General features: G+C 71.5%; 15 protein-coding genes. 6 read left to right on the top strand and 9 right to left on the bottom strand.

Translation table 11 applies throughout. The annotated features are described in order from the left end of the window. Positions 1–8 precede the first annotated feature (8 nt). The 6 genes from AMIS_RS24850 to AMIS_RS24825 all read right to left on the bottom strand — a co-directional run bounded on the left by AMIS_RS24850 (position 9) and on the right by AMIS_RS24825 (position 6,086). Entirely contained in the window at positions 9–1,208 is a 1,200-nt protein-coding gene (locus AMIS_RS24850; RefSeq protein WP_014445164.1) for a cytochrome P450, read from the bottom strand. After that, entirely contained in the window at positions 1,205–2,413 is a 1,209-nt protein-coding gene (locus AMIS_RS24845; protein ID WP_014445163.1) for an acyltransferase family protein, read from the bottom strand. Before AMIS_RS24845 ends, AMIS_RS24850 begins: the two co-directional genes overlap by 4 nt. A 208-nt stretch (positions 2,414–2,621) precedes the next feature. Next, positions 2,622–3,533 (bottom strand): nitroreductase/quinone reductase family protein, encoded by a 912-nt coding sequence (locus AMIS_RS24840; protein ID WP_014445162.1) that lies wholly within the window; start codon positions 3,531–3,533, stop codon positions 2,622–2,624. Between the two features lie 257 nt (positions 3,534–3,790). Continuing rightward, a complete protein-coding gene (locus AMIS_RS24835) occupies positions 3,791–4,240 on the bottom strand; it encodes a nuclear transport factor 2 family protein (protein ID WP_014445161.1) in 450 nt (149 codons plus the stop codon). A gap of 65 nt (positions 4,241–4,305) precedes the next feature. Beyond that, positions 4,306–5,229 carry an MBL fold metallo-hydrolase gene (locus AMIS_RS24830; RefSeq protein WP_014445160.1) on the bottom strand — a complete coding sequence of 308 codons (924 nt, stop codon included), beginning with the start codon at positions 5,227–5,229 and terminating at the stop codon, positions 4,306–4,308. A gap of 38 nt (positions 5,230–5,267) precedes the next feature. Continuing rightward, entirely contained in the window at positions 5,268–6,086 is an 819-nt protein-coding gene (locus tag AMIS_RS24825) for an AfsR/SARP family transcriptional regulator (protein ID WP_041830040.1), read from the bottom strand. A 585-nt stretch (positions 6,087–6,671) separates the two neighbouring features. Here AMIS_RS24825 and AMIS_RS24820 point away from each other — a divergent pair. Further along, positions 6,672–7,817, top strand: a complete 1,146-nt coding sequence (locus AMIS_RS24820; RefSeq protein ID WP_014445158.1) for an acyl-CoA dehydrogenase family protein — start codon at positions 6,672–6,674, stop codon at positions 7,815–7,817. Positions 7,818–7,874: 57 nt separating this feature from the next. Here AMIS_RS24820 and AMIS_RS24815 read toward each other — a convergent pair whose 3' ends face one another. The 3 genes from AMIS_RS24815 to AMIS_RS24805 form a co-directional block, all read right to left on the bottom strand. Next, positions 7,875–8,390 (bottom strand): hemerythrin domain-containing protein, encoded by a 516-nt coding sequence (locus AMIS_RS24815; protein ID WP_014445157.1) that lies wholly within the window; start codon positions 8,388–8,390, stop codon positions 7,875–7,877. 119 nt (positions 8,391–8,509) lie between these two features. Next, a complete protein-coding gene (locus tag AMIS_RS24810; RefSeq protein ID WP_041831255.1) occupies positions 8,510–9,547 on the bottom strand; it encodes an LLM class flavin-dependent oxidoreductase in 1,038 nt (345 codons plus the stop codon). 101 nt (positions 9,548–9,648) lie between these two features. Further along, entirely contained in the window at positions 9,649–10,389 is a 741-nt protein-coding gene (locus AMIS_RS24805) for an SDR family NAD(P)-dependent oxidoreductase (RefSeq protein WP_014445155.1), read from the bottom strand. A 221-nt stretch (positions 10,390–10,610) separates the two neighbouring features. On the opposite strand from AMIS_RS24805, the gene AMIS_RS24800 reads away from it, so the two are divergent. The 5 genes from AMIS_RS24800 to AMIS_RS24780 all read left to right on the top strand — a co-directional run bounded on the left by AMIS_RS24800 (position 10,611) and on the right by AMIS_RS24780 (position 14,923). After that, a complete protein-coding gene (locus tag AMIS_RS24800) occupies positions 10,611–11,735 on the top strand; it encodes a ketoacyl-ACP synthase III family protein (protein WP_014445154.1) in 1,125 nt (374 codons plus the stop codon). 114 nt (positions 11,736–11,849) lie between these two features. Further along, a complete protein-coding gene (locus AMIS_RS24795) occupies positions 11,850–12,086 on the top strand; it encodes an acyl carrier protein (protein ID WP_014445153.1) in 237 nt (78 codons plus the stop codon). 2 nt (positions 12,087–12,088) lie between these two features. Further along, on the top strand, positions 12,089–13,357 hold the full coding sequence (locus tag AMIS_RS24790) for a beta-ketoacyl-[acyl-carrier-protein] synthase family protein (protein ID WP_014445152.1): 1,269 nt from the start codon (positions 12,089–12,091) through the stop codon (positions 13,355–13,357). Further along, positions 13,354–14,565, top strand: a complete 1,212-nt coding sequence (locus tag AMIS_RS24785) for a ketosynthase chain-length factor (protein ID WP_014445151.1) — start codon at positions 13,354–13,356, stop codon at positions 14,563–14,565. Before AMIS_RS24790 ends, AMIS_RS24785 begins: the two co-directional genes overlap by 4 nt. 85 nt (positions 14,566–14,650) lie before the next feature. After that, positions 14,651–14,923, top strand: coding sequence for an acyl carrier protein (locus AMIS_RS24780; protein WP_157435040.1), 273 nt, complete (start codon positions 14,651–14,653; stop codon positions 14,921–14,923). Positions 14,924–14,925: the final 2 nt, after the last annotated feature.

Below are 14,925 nucleotides of genomic sequence, written 5' to 3'. Positions count from 1 at the left end.
GTGGGCGATCACCAGGTGACCATCAGCCTCCGCGGCCCGCGGACCATGCTGCCGGTCCGCCACGGCACGTCGGCCTCGTCGACGGCGAGCCGCAGCGTGGGGAACTCCGCGAGCAGCCGCCCCAGCGCCACCCGCAGCTCCATCAGCGCCAGCTGGGCGCCGAGGCAGACGTGCGGGCCGAAGCCGAACGCCAAGTGCGGATTCGGCGAGCGGTGCAGGTCCAGCTTGTCCGGCTCGGCGAACACCGACTCGTCGAAGTTGGCCGACAGCATCACCGGGAAGACCGCTTCGCCCTCGCGCACCACGGTGCCGGCGACCGTCACGTCCTCGGTCGCCATCCGCGGCATGGTCTCCGCGCCGCCGATCGGCACCGCCCGCAGCAGTTCCTCAAGAGCGGTGTCCAGCTGCTCGGGCCGGGCCGCCAGATCGCGCCACAGCCCCTGGGTGAGCAACGTGTACACGTAGTTGCCGACCGCGGCGGCGGTCGTCTCGTGCCCGGAGACCAGGATCGTCACGCCGAGCGTCACCAGCTCCTCCTCGGAGAGCCGGGCGCCGTCGGCGTCCCGGGCCGCGACCATCTCGGACAGCAGGTCGTCGCGGGGTTCGGCGCGCCGCTGCGCCACCAGGCCGGCGAGGAAGGTGTCCAGCTCCGCGGCGGCCCGTTCCGCCTCCTCCGCGGATCCGCTGGCGTCGCCGAACACCTTCTCCGAGAAGTCCCGGAACAGGTGCCACCGGTCCGCCGGCACCCCGAGGAGCTCACAGATCACGGTGACCGGCAGCGGCATGGCGAACGCCTCGACGAAGTCCACCGGCCCGCCGGCGCGGCGCAGGCCGGCGATCAGTTCGCCCACGATCTCCTCGGTACGCGGCCGGAGCCGCTCCGCGCCACGCCGGGAGAACACCGGCGCCACGAGACGGCGGGTCCGGGTGTGCTCCGGCGGGTCCATCGCCATCAGATTGCCGGCCTGAGTGCGCCACGGGGTGGTGCGCGGCACGTCGGCGTCGACGGTCGCGGCCCGGGAGAAGCGCGGGTCGCCGAGCACCGCCTTGACGTCGGCGTGCCGGGACACCAGCCAGCCCTGCCCGCCGAACGGCAGCTCGACGCGCTGCACCGGGCAGCGGGCCCGAAGATCGGCGAACTGCTCCGGGATCGCCAGCCGTCCGTCGTCGGGGAAGGGGAAGGCCGGCACCTCGTCCGGCGTGCTCATCGGGACTCCTGGAGACCGGCCGGGGACGGCCGCTCGGTGTCCGGGTCGGCCTGCGGTCCCGGTACGCGTGCTCCGGTCCCCGGCCGGGAGCGGCGCGGGTTGGCGAAGCGCCTCATCAGCGGCTGCTCCACGCCGAGGAAGAGCGCGGCGCCGGCGGCCTGCGTGACGATGAACAGCACCACCACGATCAGCGTGCCGGTGAAGAACCCGAACGTGTTGTTCTCGCCGACCATCCACCGGGTCAGGCCGAGCAGCGGGAAGTGCACCAGGTAGGCGGCGTACGAGGTGTTGCCGAAGAAGACCATCACCTTGTTGTTCATCCAGCTGGACCGGCCGGACAGGTCACGGGCGGCAAGCACCGGGACGAAGAAGCAGATGCCGATGGTGAGCAGGCCGCTGATCCGGAAGGTGCCGGGCAGGACGACCATCAGCGCACACAGGATCAGCGAGAGCAGGGCGTACCACCAGCCGTTGATCGACGGCCACCGTCCGGTCTGCACGATCCGGGCCAGGAAGACTCCGAGCAGGAACTCGGGCAGCCGGGCCAGCGGGAAGAAGTTGGTGTAGTAGACCTGGGCGAACGACATGTCGCCGCCGCCCCACGGCTCCCCGCCGACGAAGAAGTGGGTGATGACCGGGACCGCGACGATGGCGGCGACGACCGCTGCGAACCAGTACCACAGCCGGTTGTCCCGGATCTTCAGGATCGGCTTGATGAGCAGCGGCAGCAGCAGATAGAAGAGCACCTCGTTGGAGACCGACCAGTTCACGCCGTACACGCTGAACAGGTAACTCTCCTCCGGGATCCAGGCCTGCACCAGGAAGAGGTTGGCGAGGATCTGACCCGGCCCGTTGGCGTCCAGGGAGCCGAGCATCGTGGTCGGCCCGAGGGCGAAGAGCAGGAACAAAGTGAACGCCCACGCCACGATGTGCCCGGGCCAGATCTTGACGGCCCGGCGGCGCCAGAACCGGCGCACCGGGGTCCGCCACGGCTCACCCCAGGTCAGGACGAAACCGCTGAGGACGAAGAAGGTGGCGAGGGCGGCCGTGCCGTACGGCAGGATCGTGCCGGCCCAGTTGACCGCCTCGTTCGCGAAGAACATCCCGGCGCCGAGCGCGTGGGTGAGGAAGACGGCGACGAACAGCAGAGAGCGGTACCCGGTCAGCGAGGGCAGCTGACGTACCGGAGGCGCAGCGGAGGTCATGGATGCTCCAGGCTCTGTCGGAAGACTTGTGCCCGAACGCTAGGAACGGCCGCTAGGGCGGCGCTGGAACATCGGGAGGGTGCCGGTACGGCGCGGTACGGATCCGGCGCGGGACGGAGGCAGCACAGGACGGGGGCGGCGCGGGACGGGGACGGCACAGGGCCGGTCCGGGTGCCGGACCGGCCCTGCGGGGCGGGGAGGTGCCGGTTCAGTCGATGTCCGGCGCCGGTCCCACCGAGTTGAGCGCGCTCACCACGGTCTGCTCCTCGTACCGGTAGTGGCTCTCCAACCGGGTCGCCAGGCTCTCCAGCTCGGCGCGCAGCTTGGCGAGGTCGGTGCGGCCCGGCTCGTAGGCGTCGACCAGGGCCCGCAGCTCCTCATGCAGCCGGGCGACCACCACGTGCTCCTCGCCGAGGCGTTCGAGCACCGGCGCGAGCCCGGGGAAGCGCTGCGCCAGCATCGGGAACGCGCCCTGGTCCTCCCCGGTGTGGTGCTGCTTGAGCGCGGCGCAGAACTCCAGGCAGTGCCGGCGCATCTCGTGGCCGAGCCCGGGCCGGCCGGCCTGCAACGGCTCGTCCCCGCCGGCGATCAGCTCGTCGACCTGCCGGCGCAGGCCGTTGAGCTCGTCCCGAAGCCAGTCGTGGCTCTCCACCAGGAAGTCACCGAGACCGCGGGTCCAGTCCGCCCGGCTGGTGTCGATCCGGGTGAGCGTGACAACCGGGATCCGGCGCTCGGTCTTCTTCTGGTAGTCGCCGAAGCCCGGGTCCTGCTCGACCACCTTGGCGAAGAGCGCGTCACGCTCCGCGCCGCCCGGCGCCTGGGCGACCGCCTCGTAGGTCTCGGTGCCGACCTCGACGGTCACCACCGGGTTGCGGCGAATGTTGTGGTACCAGTCCGGGTGCTTGTCGGCGCCCATCGCAGAGGCCACCACCACGGGCGTCCCGTCGATGGTCAGGTAACCCAGCGGGCTGGTGCGCCGCTTGCCGCTGCGGGCCCCGATGGTGGTGATCAGGGCGAGGGTGGAACCTTCGAAGGGACCGCCCACGCGTCCCTCGTTGGCGCGGAATTCCTCGATCACCTGTCGCTGGAAGGCGTTGAAGTCCCAACCTGTGTCGCTCATGCGTTCCTTTCCGTCCGGTCATGGACCGGAGGAGCGACCGCACCGCGGAGGACAGCACTGAACCGTATGTCGAACCACACCTCGACGGAGACGCACCACAATGCACCGCCGGGCAGCGGTGAAAGGATCAAGCATTGGGGCGAGGGTAAGAGACGGAACTGTGCCGATCTCTCAACGGCGAAGCCATTACCTCCGGGGTAGGCCCATACGGGGCACGAAGCCACTTTAGCCGCGAACCGTGGCCGGGGGCAATCTGATCAGGCGGGCGCCGCCGCGCCGAAGAGCTGATCGTGATCGACCCGGCGGGACCTGTTGAACAGCCGGCCGTCCTGCCACACCAGGATGTCGTTCACCACGCAGTGCGGGCCGACCACCGGCTCCTTGACCCCGGGGCGGGTGGTCAGCACCAGGGCGTAGTAGTTCGCCGCGACGGTGCCGTCCGGCAGCTCCTCGACGTCGAGCATGGTGAACAGGTGCCTGCGCTGCACCGGGTCGCCGTCGAAGCGGGAGTTGAACCGCTTCAGCTCGGCGACGATCCCGGCACGGGTACGGGCGGGGGGCACGCCGGGCGTGTGCTGGAACTCACCGTCCGCGGTGTACGTGTCGGCGTACTCCTCGAATCGTCCGGTGTCGAGCAGCTTGACCTGGCGGCCGTAGAACTGCGACACCGCGGCATACAGTTCGGTGAAGGTGATGGCGCCGAGCATCGGATCTCCTTGGTGGTCGTGGGTGACGGGGTGGACACGGTGACGAGGGGAGAGGGGGAGAGGACTCAGGCGTGGCAGACGACCGGGCCGCCGCGGTACTCGACCATCTCGCGGAACACGACGCTCATCTCGGCCATCGCGGCAGTCATGTCCAGCGCCCCGCCGTGTGCGGCGTCGCGCTCCTCGGCGAACGCCCGGTGCAGGTTCGGCACCAGCCGCTCGGGGTCGCGCAGCTCCGCGAACTCGCCCAGGTCCGCGTCGCGCGCCACCGCGGCGGGCGTGCTGCCGGCGGCCGAACCGGCGCGGGCCAGGTCCTGCACCCAGCGCAGGTAGCGCTCGGTGCCGTCGAGCACCTCCGGCCCGCCGACCAGCCCGTGCCCAGCGACCACGGTCAGCGGAGCCAGGTCCCGCAGCCGCTGGATCGCGGCGATCGAGCCGGCCACCGAGCCGAGCGGGCAGAACGGGGTGACGCCGGCCATGACGATGTCGCCGGTGAAGAGCACCCGCTGCTCGGGCAGCCACACCACGGTGTCGTTCGTGGAGTGCGCGACCCCCATGTGGATCAGCTCGGCGCGCAGGTCGCCGACGTGCAGGGTGAGGCCTCCGGCGTACGTCACCGCGGGCGGCACGAGAGTGATGTCACCCCACTCCACGTCCGGCCACAGCTCGGTGAGGTGCAGGCCGGCCGCCCGCATCTCGGCCCGAGTCTGGTGATGGGCGTACATGGTGGCCTCGGGGAAGACGAAGTTGCCGAAGGTGTGGTCCCCGTGCGAATGCGTGTTGATCACGGCGAACGGCGTGGCGTGGGTGGCGGCCAGCACGCGTTCGCGTAGCCGGCGTGCCCGCGCCTCGGTCGCCACGGTGTCGATCAGGGCGACCGAGCCGCCGGAGACCAGCACGCCGGCGTTGTTGACGCACCAGCCGCCGTCGCGCTGGACGTAGGCGAGCACTCCGTCGCCCACCTCGGTCAAACTCTCCGTACCGTTCATCTCTGCGCCTCTCGAGGGATGGTCAGATCGGGGGATGGTCAGATCAGGGGCGGGTGCGAGCGCGTGAAGCGCAGGCCGGCGATCGCCGGCAGCTCGGGAGCCTGCGTCAGCAGCGCCTGGTGCAGCTTCTGGAGATGGTGCGACGGCTCGACACCGAGCTCGGAGCTCAGTGCCTGACGCAGGTTGCGGAACACCTCGAGGGCTCGCCACTCGGCGCCCATCCGCTGAAAGGCGATCATGAGCAGCGCGCTGAGGTTCTCGTTCATCGGGTGCTGCGCCACCAGCATCCGCAGGTCCGGGATGAGCTGCGCGTGCCGGCCCATCACCAGCTCGCTGACGATCCGCTGCTCCTCGACGCGCATCCGGGCCTCGTCCATGCCGATGATCTCCAGCGAGAGGACCCGGCCGACCGGCACGTCGATCAGCGCCGGGCCACGCCACAGGGCCAGCGCGTCGCGCAGGTGCCCCGAGGCCTCGGCGGCCCGGCCACGTTCCAGCTCGCGGTCGCCGGCCGCGGCGAGCCGCTCGAACTCGCGCAGGTCGAAGGTGCCGGCGCGCAGGTTGAGCTGATAGCCGTTGAAACTGGTGGCGAGGACGTCCTTGGCGGTCGTTCCGGAGGAATTCAGGCTCGTCCCGATCAACCGGCGTAATTGCATGATGTACGTCTGCAGCGTGGTGAGGCCGCTGCGCGGGATGGCGTCTCCCCAGATCTCCTCCATCAGTGTCGAGACGGGCAGAATCTGCCCGTGGCGCAAGGTCAGCAGCGCGAGCAACTGCCGGGGCTTGCCCGCGGTGGGCACCAGGGACGTGCCTCCGACGGTGACCCGCAACGGGCCCAATACGCCGATGTTAGTCATTTCTTCATGGGTGTTGGAATCCGTGGAACGCATGCGGCTGCTCAACCCTTACTTGAGGTGATTGTCGACGGTTCTTCAGATATTCGCGATGAGTCGGCCCGAGAAGAAATCGCTTCCATTACCATTCGGAAGCCCCGTTTTTCGGGTACGAAAATGCGCCCGCCGAGTGTCGGGCCGCAGTTCCATGCGGCGCCGGCGGCGAGTCCCGATGAGGGTCGGTGGGCCGTGGCTGGGGTGGCTAAGCCGCTCCTACCTGCGAGAACGCGACTCCGTGCGGACGCTCGGTGTGTCGCTCACCCGAGTCTGCGATGTCGCCCAGTCTCCCACTTGTGCTCCCGATCAATGTCACAAAACTGCTGGATGACAGCATTTCCGTCCGTTCCGCCGGCCGGATGCTCACATCAGGCAGCACCATTTGGCGGTGACTCGGAGTCTACACAAGATCGCACTGTGTGTCTGCTCTGATCGTGACCAATGTGAACTTCACGATGCGTGAAGGCGTAAACAAGCCATCCTCCAGTGGCAATGTATTCCGGCTGTACCGGGGAGCTGAGAATTGGCAGTGAGGAATCGAGGAGGTTCGTCTTGTCAATCCAGCCAGCACCGGCCACTGGCCTTGCCCGCGCCGCCCGGGATGTCGCCGCCCTCGCCGCCGGCCACGCCGATCAGGGAGAACGGGACCGTCGCCTCGCCGTACCGGTGATGCGGGCGCTCGTGGCGGCCGGCTTCGCCCGGCACTTCGTCCCGGCCGGTCTCGGTGGCGCCGCCGGCACGTTCGCCGAGCTGACCGAGGCGGTGACAGTGCTCGGCGCCGCCTGCCCGGCCACCGCCTGGTGCGCCTCCGTGGTCGCCAACCTGGCCCGGATGGCCGCCTACCTGCCCGGCGAAGGACGCAAGGAGATCTGGCGCGACGGACCGGACACGGTCGTGGTCGGCGCGGTGTCGCCGAAGGGACGGGCGCGGCGGGACGGCTCCGGGTGGCGGTTGTCGGGTGCCTGGCCGTACGTCAGCGCGGTCGACCTCTCCGACTGGGCGCTGGTGCTCGGCACCGGCAAGGGCGACGGGGAGGATCCGTGCACGCTGATGTTCGCGGTGCCCCGCGACCGGTACCGGGTCGAGCGCACCTGGTCGGACGTCGGCATGCGGGCGAGCGGCAGCAACACCCTGGTGGTCGAGGACGTGCACGTGCCCGGCCTGCTGACGTTCAACGCCGCCGACCTCTTCGGCGGCCAGGCACCGGGACTCGAATCACCGTGCCACCGGGTGCCGCTCACGGCCACGAGCGGGCTGTCCTTCAGCGCGCCGATCCTCGGCGCCGCCGAGGGCGCCCTCGCGCACTGGTCCGGCCATGCGGCCGAGCGGATCCGGGCTGCGGAGCGTCCCGGACCGGGACCCGGCCGCGGCTACTACGAGGAGGTCCTGGCGCGCAGCTCGGGCGAGATCGACGCCGCGCGGCTGCTGCTGGAACGCGCCGCAGGGGTGGCCGACCGGGGCCCGCTGGTCACTCCGGCCGAGGCCACCCGCAACCAGCGCGACTGTGCCCTCGCCACGGATCTGCTCGTCACCGCGGTGGATCGGTTGTTCCGGGCGTCCGGCACCGCGGGGCACAGCACGGACCACCCGCTGCAACGGCTCTGGCGCGACGTGCACTCGGCCGCCGGGCACGTCGTCCTGCAGTTCGGGCCCAGCGCGGCGGCGTACGCCGGCCGGGCTCTCGACCTGGACGGGTGAGCGTCGGGCCCGGTCGTTGTGTCGGGCCCGGTCGTTGTGTCAGGCCCGGTCGTTGTGTCAGGACTCGGCGTCGTGGCGCAGGAAGGCGGGCGGATCGGCCCGCCATTCGGGCACGTCCATCCCGTTGAGCACCGAGATGAGCTTCTTCTCCTCGTAGATGAAGTGGGTCTGGAGGATGGCCGACAGGGCCTCCAGCTCGGCGCGCACCGGCGCCGCGGCCGCCGGGTCCGGTTTCTCCGGCAGGCTGCCGAGCAGCTTGCGCAGGTTCCCCAGGATCCACTCGATCTGGTTGTGGTCGGTCCGCAGCTCCGACAGCACCTTGCGCAGCTCGGGGAACTCCTCCGCGATGGCCGGGAACGCCACACGGTCCTCGCCGGTGTGGTGCCGGGTCAGGGCGGAACAGAACGCCAGGCAGTGTGCCCGCAGGTCGATCGGGGGCAGCCCGCGGCCGTCGAAGTAGTCGTCGACACCGTCGCGCAGATCCTCCATGAACTCGCGCAACCAGACGTGCACCTCGATCAGCTGATTGCCGAACGCCGCCAGCCTGCTGTGTGCCTCGTACTCCGAACTCATGATCCTCCAATGACGACGTGATGATGACGACGTGACGGTGACGCGTGCAGACGACTACGGGAAACGGCCGTCCGTCCGGGATGGACGGACGGCCATTATCCCGTGCGGCCGCTCGCGGCTCAGATTCCGGCCAGCTCCGCGGCTCGCGCGGCGTGCCGCAGGACCCGTACCCGGCCCTCCAGCGAGGTGTCGTTCGCCGACACCAGCACGCTCAGCGTCGTCACGCCCGCCTTGGCGAACGCCGTCATCCCCTCCGCGACCCGCTCGACCGGACCGAGTAGCGCGGTCCGGTCGATGAACTCGGTGGGAATGGCGGCCACCGCGCCCCGGCGGTCGCCGGCCGCCAGCCGCTCACGGAACGTGGCGATCTGCTCCGCGTATCCCAGCCGGGCGGCGAACCGGCAGTAGAAGTTGTCCTCGGCGGCGCCGATGCCGAGCAGGAACGCGTAGTGGGCGCGCAACTCGTCGGCCACCTCGGCGAGATCCTGGCCCGGTTCGCCGACCGCGACACCGACGAACGGGATCACTTCGAAGCCGGCCAGCGGCTTGCCGGCGCGTTCCCGGCCGGCCTGGATCTCGGTCAGCGCGTCACCGACCGCCTCGACGGTCGTGAACCCGCTCACCCAGCCGTCCGCGATCTCGCCGGCCAGCCGCAGGCTCCCGGGGCCGACGGCGCCCAGGTAGATCGGCAGGTCGCCGCCGGGCCGCTCGGTGAACAACTGCAGCGGCGCATCGTCGTTGCCCCACGCCGGCAGGGAGACGTGAGCGCCCTGGTAGCGCACCGGTCCGCCGCTCAGCGCGGCCCGCACCACCTCGACGTACTCGCGGGTGCGCGACAACGGCTTGTCGAACCGGACGCCGTACCAGCCGTCCGAGACGTGCGGGTTGGACACGCCCAGGCCGAGCCGGAACCGGCCGTTGCTGAGGGCATCGAGAGTGGCGGCGGTGAGCGCGGTGGCGCCGGGCGGGCGGGCCGGGATCTGCATCACGCCGGAGGCCAGCCCGATCCGCGTGGTCTGCCCGGCCACCAGGCCGAGCACGGTCGCCGCGTCGTTGCGGTAACCCTCCGGTGCGAGCACCAGGTCGTAGCCGAGGCTCTCGGCCTCGCGGGCCAGCGGGCCCGCACTGTGATACACGAGGTTCGCGGCCAGGCGCATGACGAACATCCTTTCGAGGCGGTGGGGACCAGGGCGGTTCTCCGGCGACCCGGGCGGGCCGGTCAGGTACCTCAGGCGAGGTGCACGCCGTCGACGAGCAGTCAGGCGAGGTGCACGCCGCCGTCGACGAGCAGCACCTGCCCGGTCGTGTAGGACGCGCCGATCAGCGCGGCGACCGCGTCCGCCACGTCGGCGGGCTGCCCGACCCGGCGCAGCGGGGCGATCGCGCTGACCTGTTCGGCGATCGGGGTGAAGAAGTCGCTGCCGGTCACCCAGGGCGTCTCGACCAGTCCGGGCGCGACCGCGTTGACCCGGACCTCGGGACCCGCGACCCGGGCGAGGAGCCGGGTCATGTGCTCGACGGCGGCCTTGCTCACGGCGTACGGGATGGAACTTCCGGCCGGGCGGCTACCGGCGATCGACGAGATGTTGACGACGCAGCCCGCACCGGACTTCCGCAACGCCGGCATGGCCGCAACGGTGGTCTGCCAGGTGCCGATCACGTTGAGGTCGAAGATCTCCCGCCAGATCGCGGGGGTCGCGGCGGTCAGGTCGGGATGCGGGATCGGTACGGTCCGGCCGGCGTTGTTGACCAGCACGTCGAGCCGACCGAACCGTTCGAGCACGGTCTCCACCAGCCGGGCCGACTCCTGCTCGTCCGCCACATCGGCTGGGACATAGCCGGCGCCCGGCAGTTCGGCGGCGAGCGCCGCACCGGCCCCGGCGGACGACGCCCGCGAGTTGACCACCACCCGCCAGCCGTCCCCGGCCAGGCGCCGGGCGATCCCGGCACCGATGCCGGAAGAGGATCCGGTTACGAGGGCCACCTTGTCGTCCGGCATCGCCGACCTCCGTCACTCGTCGCGCACGCCCGCCGATCGGGCTGCGTGCGACGGTCCGCCCAGCGGCTCGACAGCGGGTCGAGCGAGCCTGGAACCGGGTGCCGGCGCCGGGGTCGCCCGGTTCTCCAGCCCGGCCCGCCCGGTTCTCCAGCCCGGCCCGCCCGGTTCTCCAGCCCGGCCCGCCCGGTTCTCCAGCCCGGCCCTCCAGGGTGGACGGGCGGATGACAGGGGGACAGAGGGTGCGCTGGGACGAGATCTACCTGCAGAGTTGCGCCACCTGGTTGCCGCCGGTGATGCCGGCGGACGAAGCGGTCGGCCGGGGCCTGGTCGACGCCGTCACGGTGCGGCGGGCCCAGGTTACCGGTGTGACAGTCGGCGAGCAGTCGCCGCCGGACATGGCGGTGGCGGCCGCCCGCGCCGCGCTGGCCCGGGCCGGGCGCGCGCCCGGCGGCCTCACGACGATCCTGCACGCCTCCTCCTACCACCAGGGCCACGATCTGTGGGCGCCCGCCTCGTACGTGCAGCGCCGGGCGGCGCCCGGCAGCCGCTGCCCGGCGCTGGAGATCCGGCAGACCTCCAACGGCGGCCTGGCCTGCCTGCAACTGGCCGCCGCCACGCTGACCGCTGTTCCCCCGGACGCTGACCACCCGGACACTGCCCACCCGGACGCTGACCACCCGGACGCTGACCACCCGGACACTGTTTCTCCGGCCGCCGGGGGCGCCGTCCTGATCACCACGGCCGACCGGTTCTGCCTGCCGGGCATCGACCGGTGGCGCTCCGACCCGGGCACCGTGCTGGCCGACGGCGCCACCGCCGCGGTGGTCACCCGCGAACCCGGATTCGCGCGCCTCACCGCGCTGGTCTCCGTCGGCGAGCCGGAGCTGGAGGAGATGCACCGGGGCGACGACCCGTTCGGCGCCGTGCCGTTCGCCGCCCGCCGGCCGATCGACGTGGGCGTCACCACCCGGGCCTACCTGGGCAGCCAGGAGGGTCAGCGTGCCGTGGTACGGATGGCCGAACGGCAGCGGGAGTCGGTGGACCGCGCGCTCGAGGAGGCGAAGGCCACCCTCGGCGACATCGACTGGGTGCTGCTGCCGCACTTCGGCCGCCGCCGGCTCGACATGAACTACTTCCGCCGCTTCGGCATCGATCCGGACCGCACCACCTGGCAGTGGAGCCGGGGAGTGGGCCACCTCGGCGCCGGCGACCAGATCGCCGGCCTGGCGTGGCTCGCCGAGCAGCGCCGGCTGCGGCCCGGCGACCGCGTCCTGATGCTGGGGGTCGGCGGCGGCTTCACCTGGTCGGCAGCCGTCCTGGACATCGGCGATCCACCGCGCTGGTGAACCCGCCGCGGACCGGCGCCGTCCGGAGCCACCGCTTCTCCGCCGCCGCTCCACCGCGACCCCGGCCGGGGCCGCCACAGTTTCCCCACCGGTTACGACATCGAGGAGTTTCCCATGACCATCGACGACCTTCGCCGCATCCTGACCGAGTGCGCCGGTGAGGACGAGTCCGTGAACCTGTCCGGCGACATCCTGGACACCCCGTTCACCGACCTGGGCTACGACTCGCTGGCCCTGATCGAGACCGCGGCGCGGATCAAGCAGGACTTCGGCATCGAGATTCCGGACGAGCAGGTCGCCACCATCCTGACTCCGCGCATGATGCTCGAGACCGTTCACCTGGCGGCCTGACCGTGACCCGGCAATCGGTGATCACCGGGATCGGCGTGGTCGCGCCGGGCGGTGGCGACACCAAGCAGTTCTGGGATCTCATCACCGCGGGTCGGACGGCCACGCGCCGGATCACCGCGTTCGACGCGTCCGCCTTCCGGTCGCAGGTGGCCGGTGAGGTCGACTTCGACGCCGCCGCGCAGGGGTTCAGCCCGCGCGAGATCCGCCGGATGGACCGGGTCTCGCAGTTCGCGATCGCCTGCACCCACCAGGCGATCGAGGACAGCGGACTCGACCTGAGCAGCGTGGACCCCGGCCGGATCGGGGTCAGCGTAGGCACCGCGGTAGGCGCCGCGACCAGCCTCGAACAGGAATACCTGGTGCTGTCGGATTCCGGCCGGGAATGGCTGGTGGACGCCCGGTACGCGGGACCGCACCTGTTCGACCACCTCACCCCGACCACACTGGGCACCGAGGTGGCCCTCGCGGTCGGCGCCGAGGGGCCGGTGGGCGTGCTCTCCACCGGCTGCACCTCCGGCATCGACTCGGTCGGCCACGCCCACCAGCTGATCGCCGAGGGCGCGGCCGACGTGGTGATCACCGGAGCCTCCGAGGCTGCGGTGTCCCCGCTGGCGGCGGCCTGCTTCGACGCGATCAAGGCCACCACGCCCCGCAACGACGACCCGGCGCACGCGGCGCGGCCGTTCGACGCCACCCGCAACGGATTCGTGCTGGCCGAGGGGGCCGCAATCATGGTGGTGGAGGACGCGGAGCGGGCCCGGCGGCGCGGCGCGCACGTCTACGCCGAGATCGGCGGGTACGCCACCCGCTGCAACGCGTACCACATGACCGGCCTGCAGGCCGACGGGCGGGAGATGGCCGAGGCGATCACCGCGGCGCTGGGTCAGAGCCGGTTGCCGGCCGACGCCGTCGGCTACGTCAACGCCCACGGGTCCGGCACGATCCAGAACGACCGGCACGAGACCGCGGCGTTCAAACGGGCCCTCGGCGCCCACGCGTACCGGGTGCCGGTGTCATCGATCAAATCCATGATCGGCCACTCGCTCGGCGCCATCGGCTCGATCGAGATCGCCGCCTGTGCTCTCGCCATCGAGCACGCGGTGGTGCCGCCGACCGCGAACCTGCACCACCGCGACCCGGAGTGCGACCTGGACTACGTGCCGCTCGTCGCCCGCGAGCAGCCGGTCGGCACCGCGCTCACCGTCGGCAGCGGTTTCGGCGGCTACCAGAGCGCGATGGTGCTGCGCGCCCCCCGGGGAGCGCGCCGATGACCGCGGTCTTCACCGGCCTGGGCGTGGTCGCGCCGACCGGCCTGACGGTCGAGGAGTATTGGGCGGCGACGCTGGCCGGCCGCTCCGGCATCACCGAGCTGGAGCGCTTCGACGCCGGCCGGTACCCGTCCCGGCTCGCCGGGCAGATCCGGGACTTCCGCGCGGAGGACCACCTCTCCGGCCGCCTGCTGCCGCAGACCGACCGGGTGACCCGCCTCGCGATCGTCGCCGCCGATCAGGCGATCGCCGATGCCCGGGTGGACCCCTCCCAATTGTGCGACCTGGAGATGGGCGTGATCAGCTCGAACGCCACCGGCGGCTTCGAGTTCACCCACCGGGAGATCCGCAAACTGTGGACCAAGGGGCCCGGCCACGTCAGCGTGTACGAGTCGTTCGCCTGGTTCAACGCGGCCAACACCGGCCAGATCTCGATCCGCCACGGCATGCGTGGACCGGGCAGCGTGCTGGTCGCCGAGCAGGCCGGTGGGCTGGACGCGATCGGGCACGCCGCCCGGGTGGTGGCCGCCGGCACGCCGCTGGTGGTCACCGGCGGGGTCGAGTCCTCGTACGACCCGTGGGGCTGGGTGTCGCACCTGGCGTCCGGGCGGGTCAGCACGGTCGCCGACCCGCGGCGGGCCTACCTGCCCTTCGACTGCGCGGCCAGCGGTTACGTGCCCGGCGAGGGCGGCGCGTACCTGGTGCTGGAGGACGACGCGGCGGCCCGCGGGCGCGGTGCGCTGAGGTACGGGGAACTGGCCGGGCACGCCTCCACCTTCGACCCACCGGCCGCCTCCGGCCGGCCCGCGACCCTGGAGACGGCGATCCGGCTGGCGCTGCGACGCGCCGGCGTCCCCGCGACCGGCGTCGACGTGGTCTTCGCCGACGCGAGCGGCGTACCCGAACTCGACCGCCGGGAGGCGGCGGCGATCACCGCCGTTTTCGGTGACCACGGCGTGCCGGTCGCGGCGCCGAAGACCATGGTGGGCCGGCTGTACGCCGGCGCCGGGCCGCTCGACGTCGTCTGCGCGCTGCTCGCCATCCGGGACGGCGTCGTGCCGGGAGCGGGGCGCGACATCCGGCTGCCGGACGACTTCCGGATCGACCTGGCCACGGTGTCCCGGCCGGCCGCCGTGCGTACCGCCGTGATCCTGGCGCGCGGCATCGGCGGCTACAACTCCGCGCTGGTGGTGCGCGCGGCGGCACGCTGAACGACTTCGATCCCGGACCGCTTCGAGCGGACACCTTCGAGCGGACACCTTCGAGCGGACACCTTCGAGCATGGAGACAACCACGATGACCGTTTCCCCCGATCCCGCGGCCGTCCGCGAGGAACTGCGCGCCCACCTCGCCGAGGTGCTGTACCTGGAGCCGGACGATATCGCCGACGACGCCGGGTTCGCCGACCTGGGCCTCGACTCGGTGCTCGGCGTCGAGCTCATCGCGCTGATCAACAGCCGGTATGGCCTGGCGGAGCTGGTCGAGGAGGCGTACCGGCAGGGCACCCTCGCGAACCTCGCCGAGTACGTCTGCGCCCGGGTCGCCGAGCGCGGGGCCGTACCCTCATGACC

This window comes from Actinoplanes missouriensis 431 (assembly GCF_000284295.1).
GTDB lineage: Bacteria > Actinomycetota > Actinomycetes > Mycobacteriales > Micromonosporaceae > Actinoplanes > Actinoplanes missouriensis.
This window is presented reverse-complemented; position numbering and strand designations above follow the sequence as displayed.

Excerpts from the sequence above, each read along its gene's own strand:
- AMIS_RS24850 (WP_014445164.1), bottom strand. The coding sequence starts at position 1,208 with ATGAGCACGCCGGACGAGGTGCCGGCCTTCCCCTTCCCCGACGACGGA.
- AMIS_RS24845 (WP_014445163.1), bottom strand. The coding sequence starts at position 2,413 with ATGACCTCCGCTGCGCCTCCGGTACGTCAGCTGCCCTCGCTGACCGGG.
- AMIS_RS24840 (WP_014445162.1), bottom strand. The coding sequence starts at position 3,533 with ATGAGCGACACAGGTTGGGACTTCAACGCCTTCCAGCGACAGGTGATC.
- AMIS_RS24835 (WP_014445161.1), bottom strand. The coding sequence starts at position 4,240 with ATGCTCGGCGCCATCACCTTCACCGAACTGTATGCCGCGGTGTCGCAG.
- AMIS_RS24830 (WP_014445160.1), bottom strand. The coding sequence starts at position 5,229 with ATGAACGGTACGGAGAGTTTGACCGAGGTGGGCGACGGAGTGCTCGCC.
- AMIS_RS24825 (WP_041830040.1), bottom strand. The coding sequence starts at position 6,086 with ATGACTAACATCGGCGTATTGGGCCCGTTGCGGGTCACCGTCGGAGGC.
- AMIS_RS24815 (WP_014445157.1), bottom strand. The coding sequence starts at position 8,390 with ATGAGTTCGGAGTACGAGGCACACAGCAGGCTGGCGGCGTTCGGCAAT.
- AMIS_RS24810 (WP_041831255.1), bottom strand. The coding sequence starts at position 9,547 with ATGCGCCTGGCCGCGAACCTCGTGTATCACAGTGCGGGCCCGCTGGCC.
- AMIS_RS24805 (WP_014445155.1), bottom strand. The coding sequence starts at position 10,389 with ATGCCGGACGACAAGGTGGCCCTCGTAACCGGATCCTCTTCCGGCATC.
- AMIS_RS24800 (WP_014445154.1), top strand. The coding sequence starts at position 10,611 with ATGACAGGGGGACAGAGGGTGCGCTGGGACGAGATCTACCTGCAGAGT.
- AMIS_RS24795 (WP_014445153.1), top strand. The coding sequence starts at position 11,850 with ATGACCATCGACGACCTTCGCCGCATCCTGACCGAGTGCGCCGGTGAG.
- AMIS_RS24785 (WP_014445151.1), top strand. The coding sequence starts at position 13,354 with ATGACCGCGGTCTTCACCGGCCTGGGCGTGGTCGCGCCGACCGGCCTG.
- AMIS_RS24780 (WP_157435040.1), top strand. The coding sequence starts at position 14,651 with ATGACCGTTTCCCCCGATCCCGCGGCCGTCCGCGAGGAACTGCGCGCC.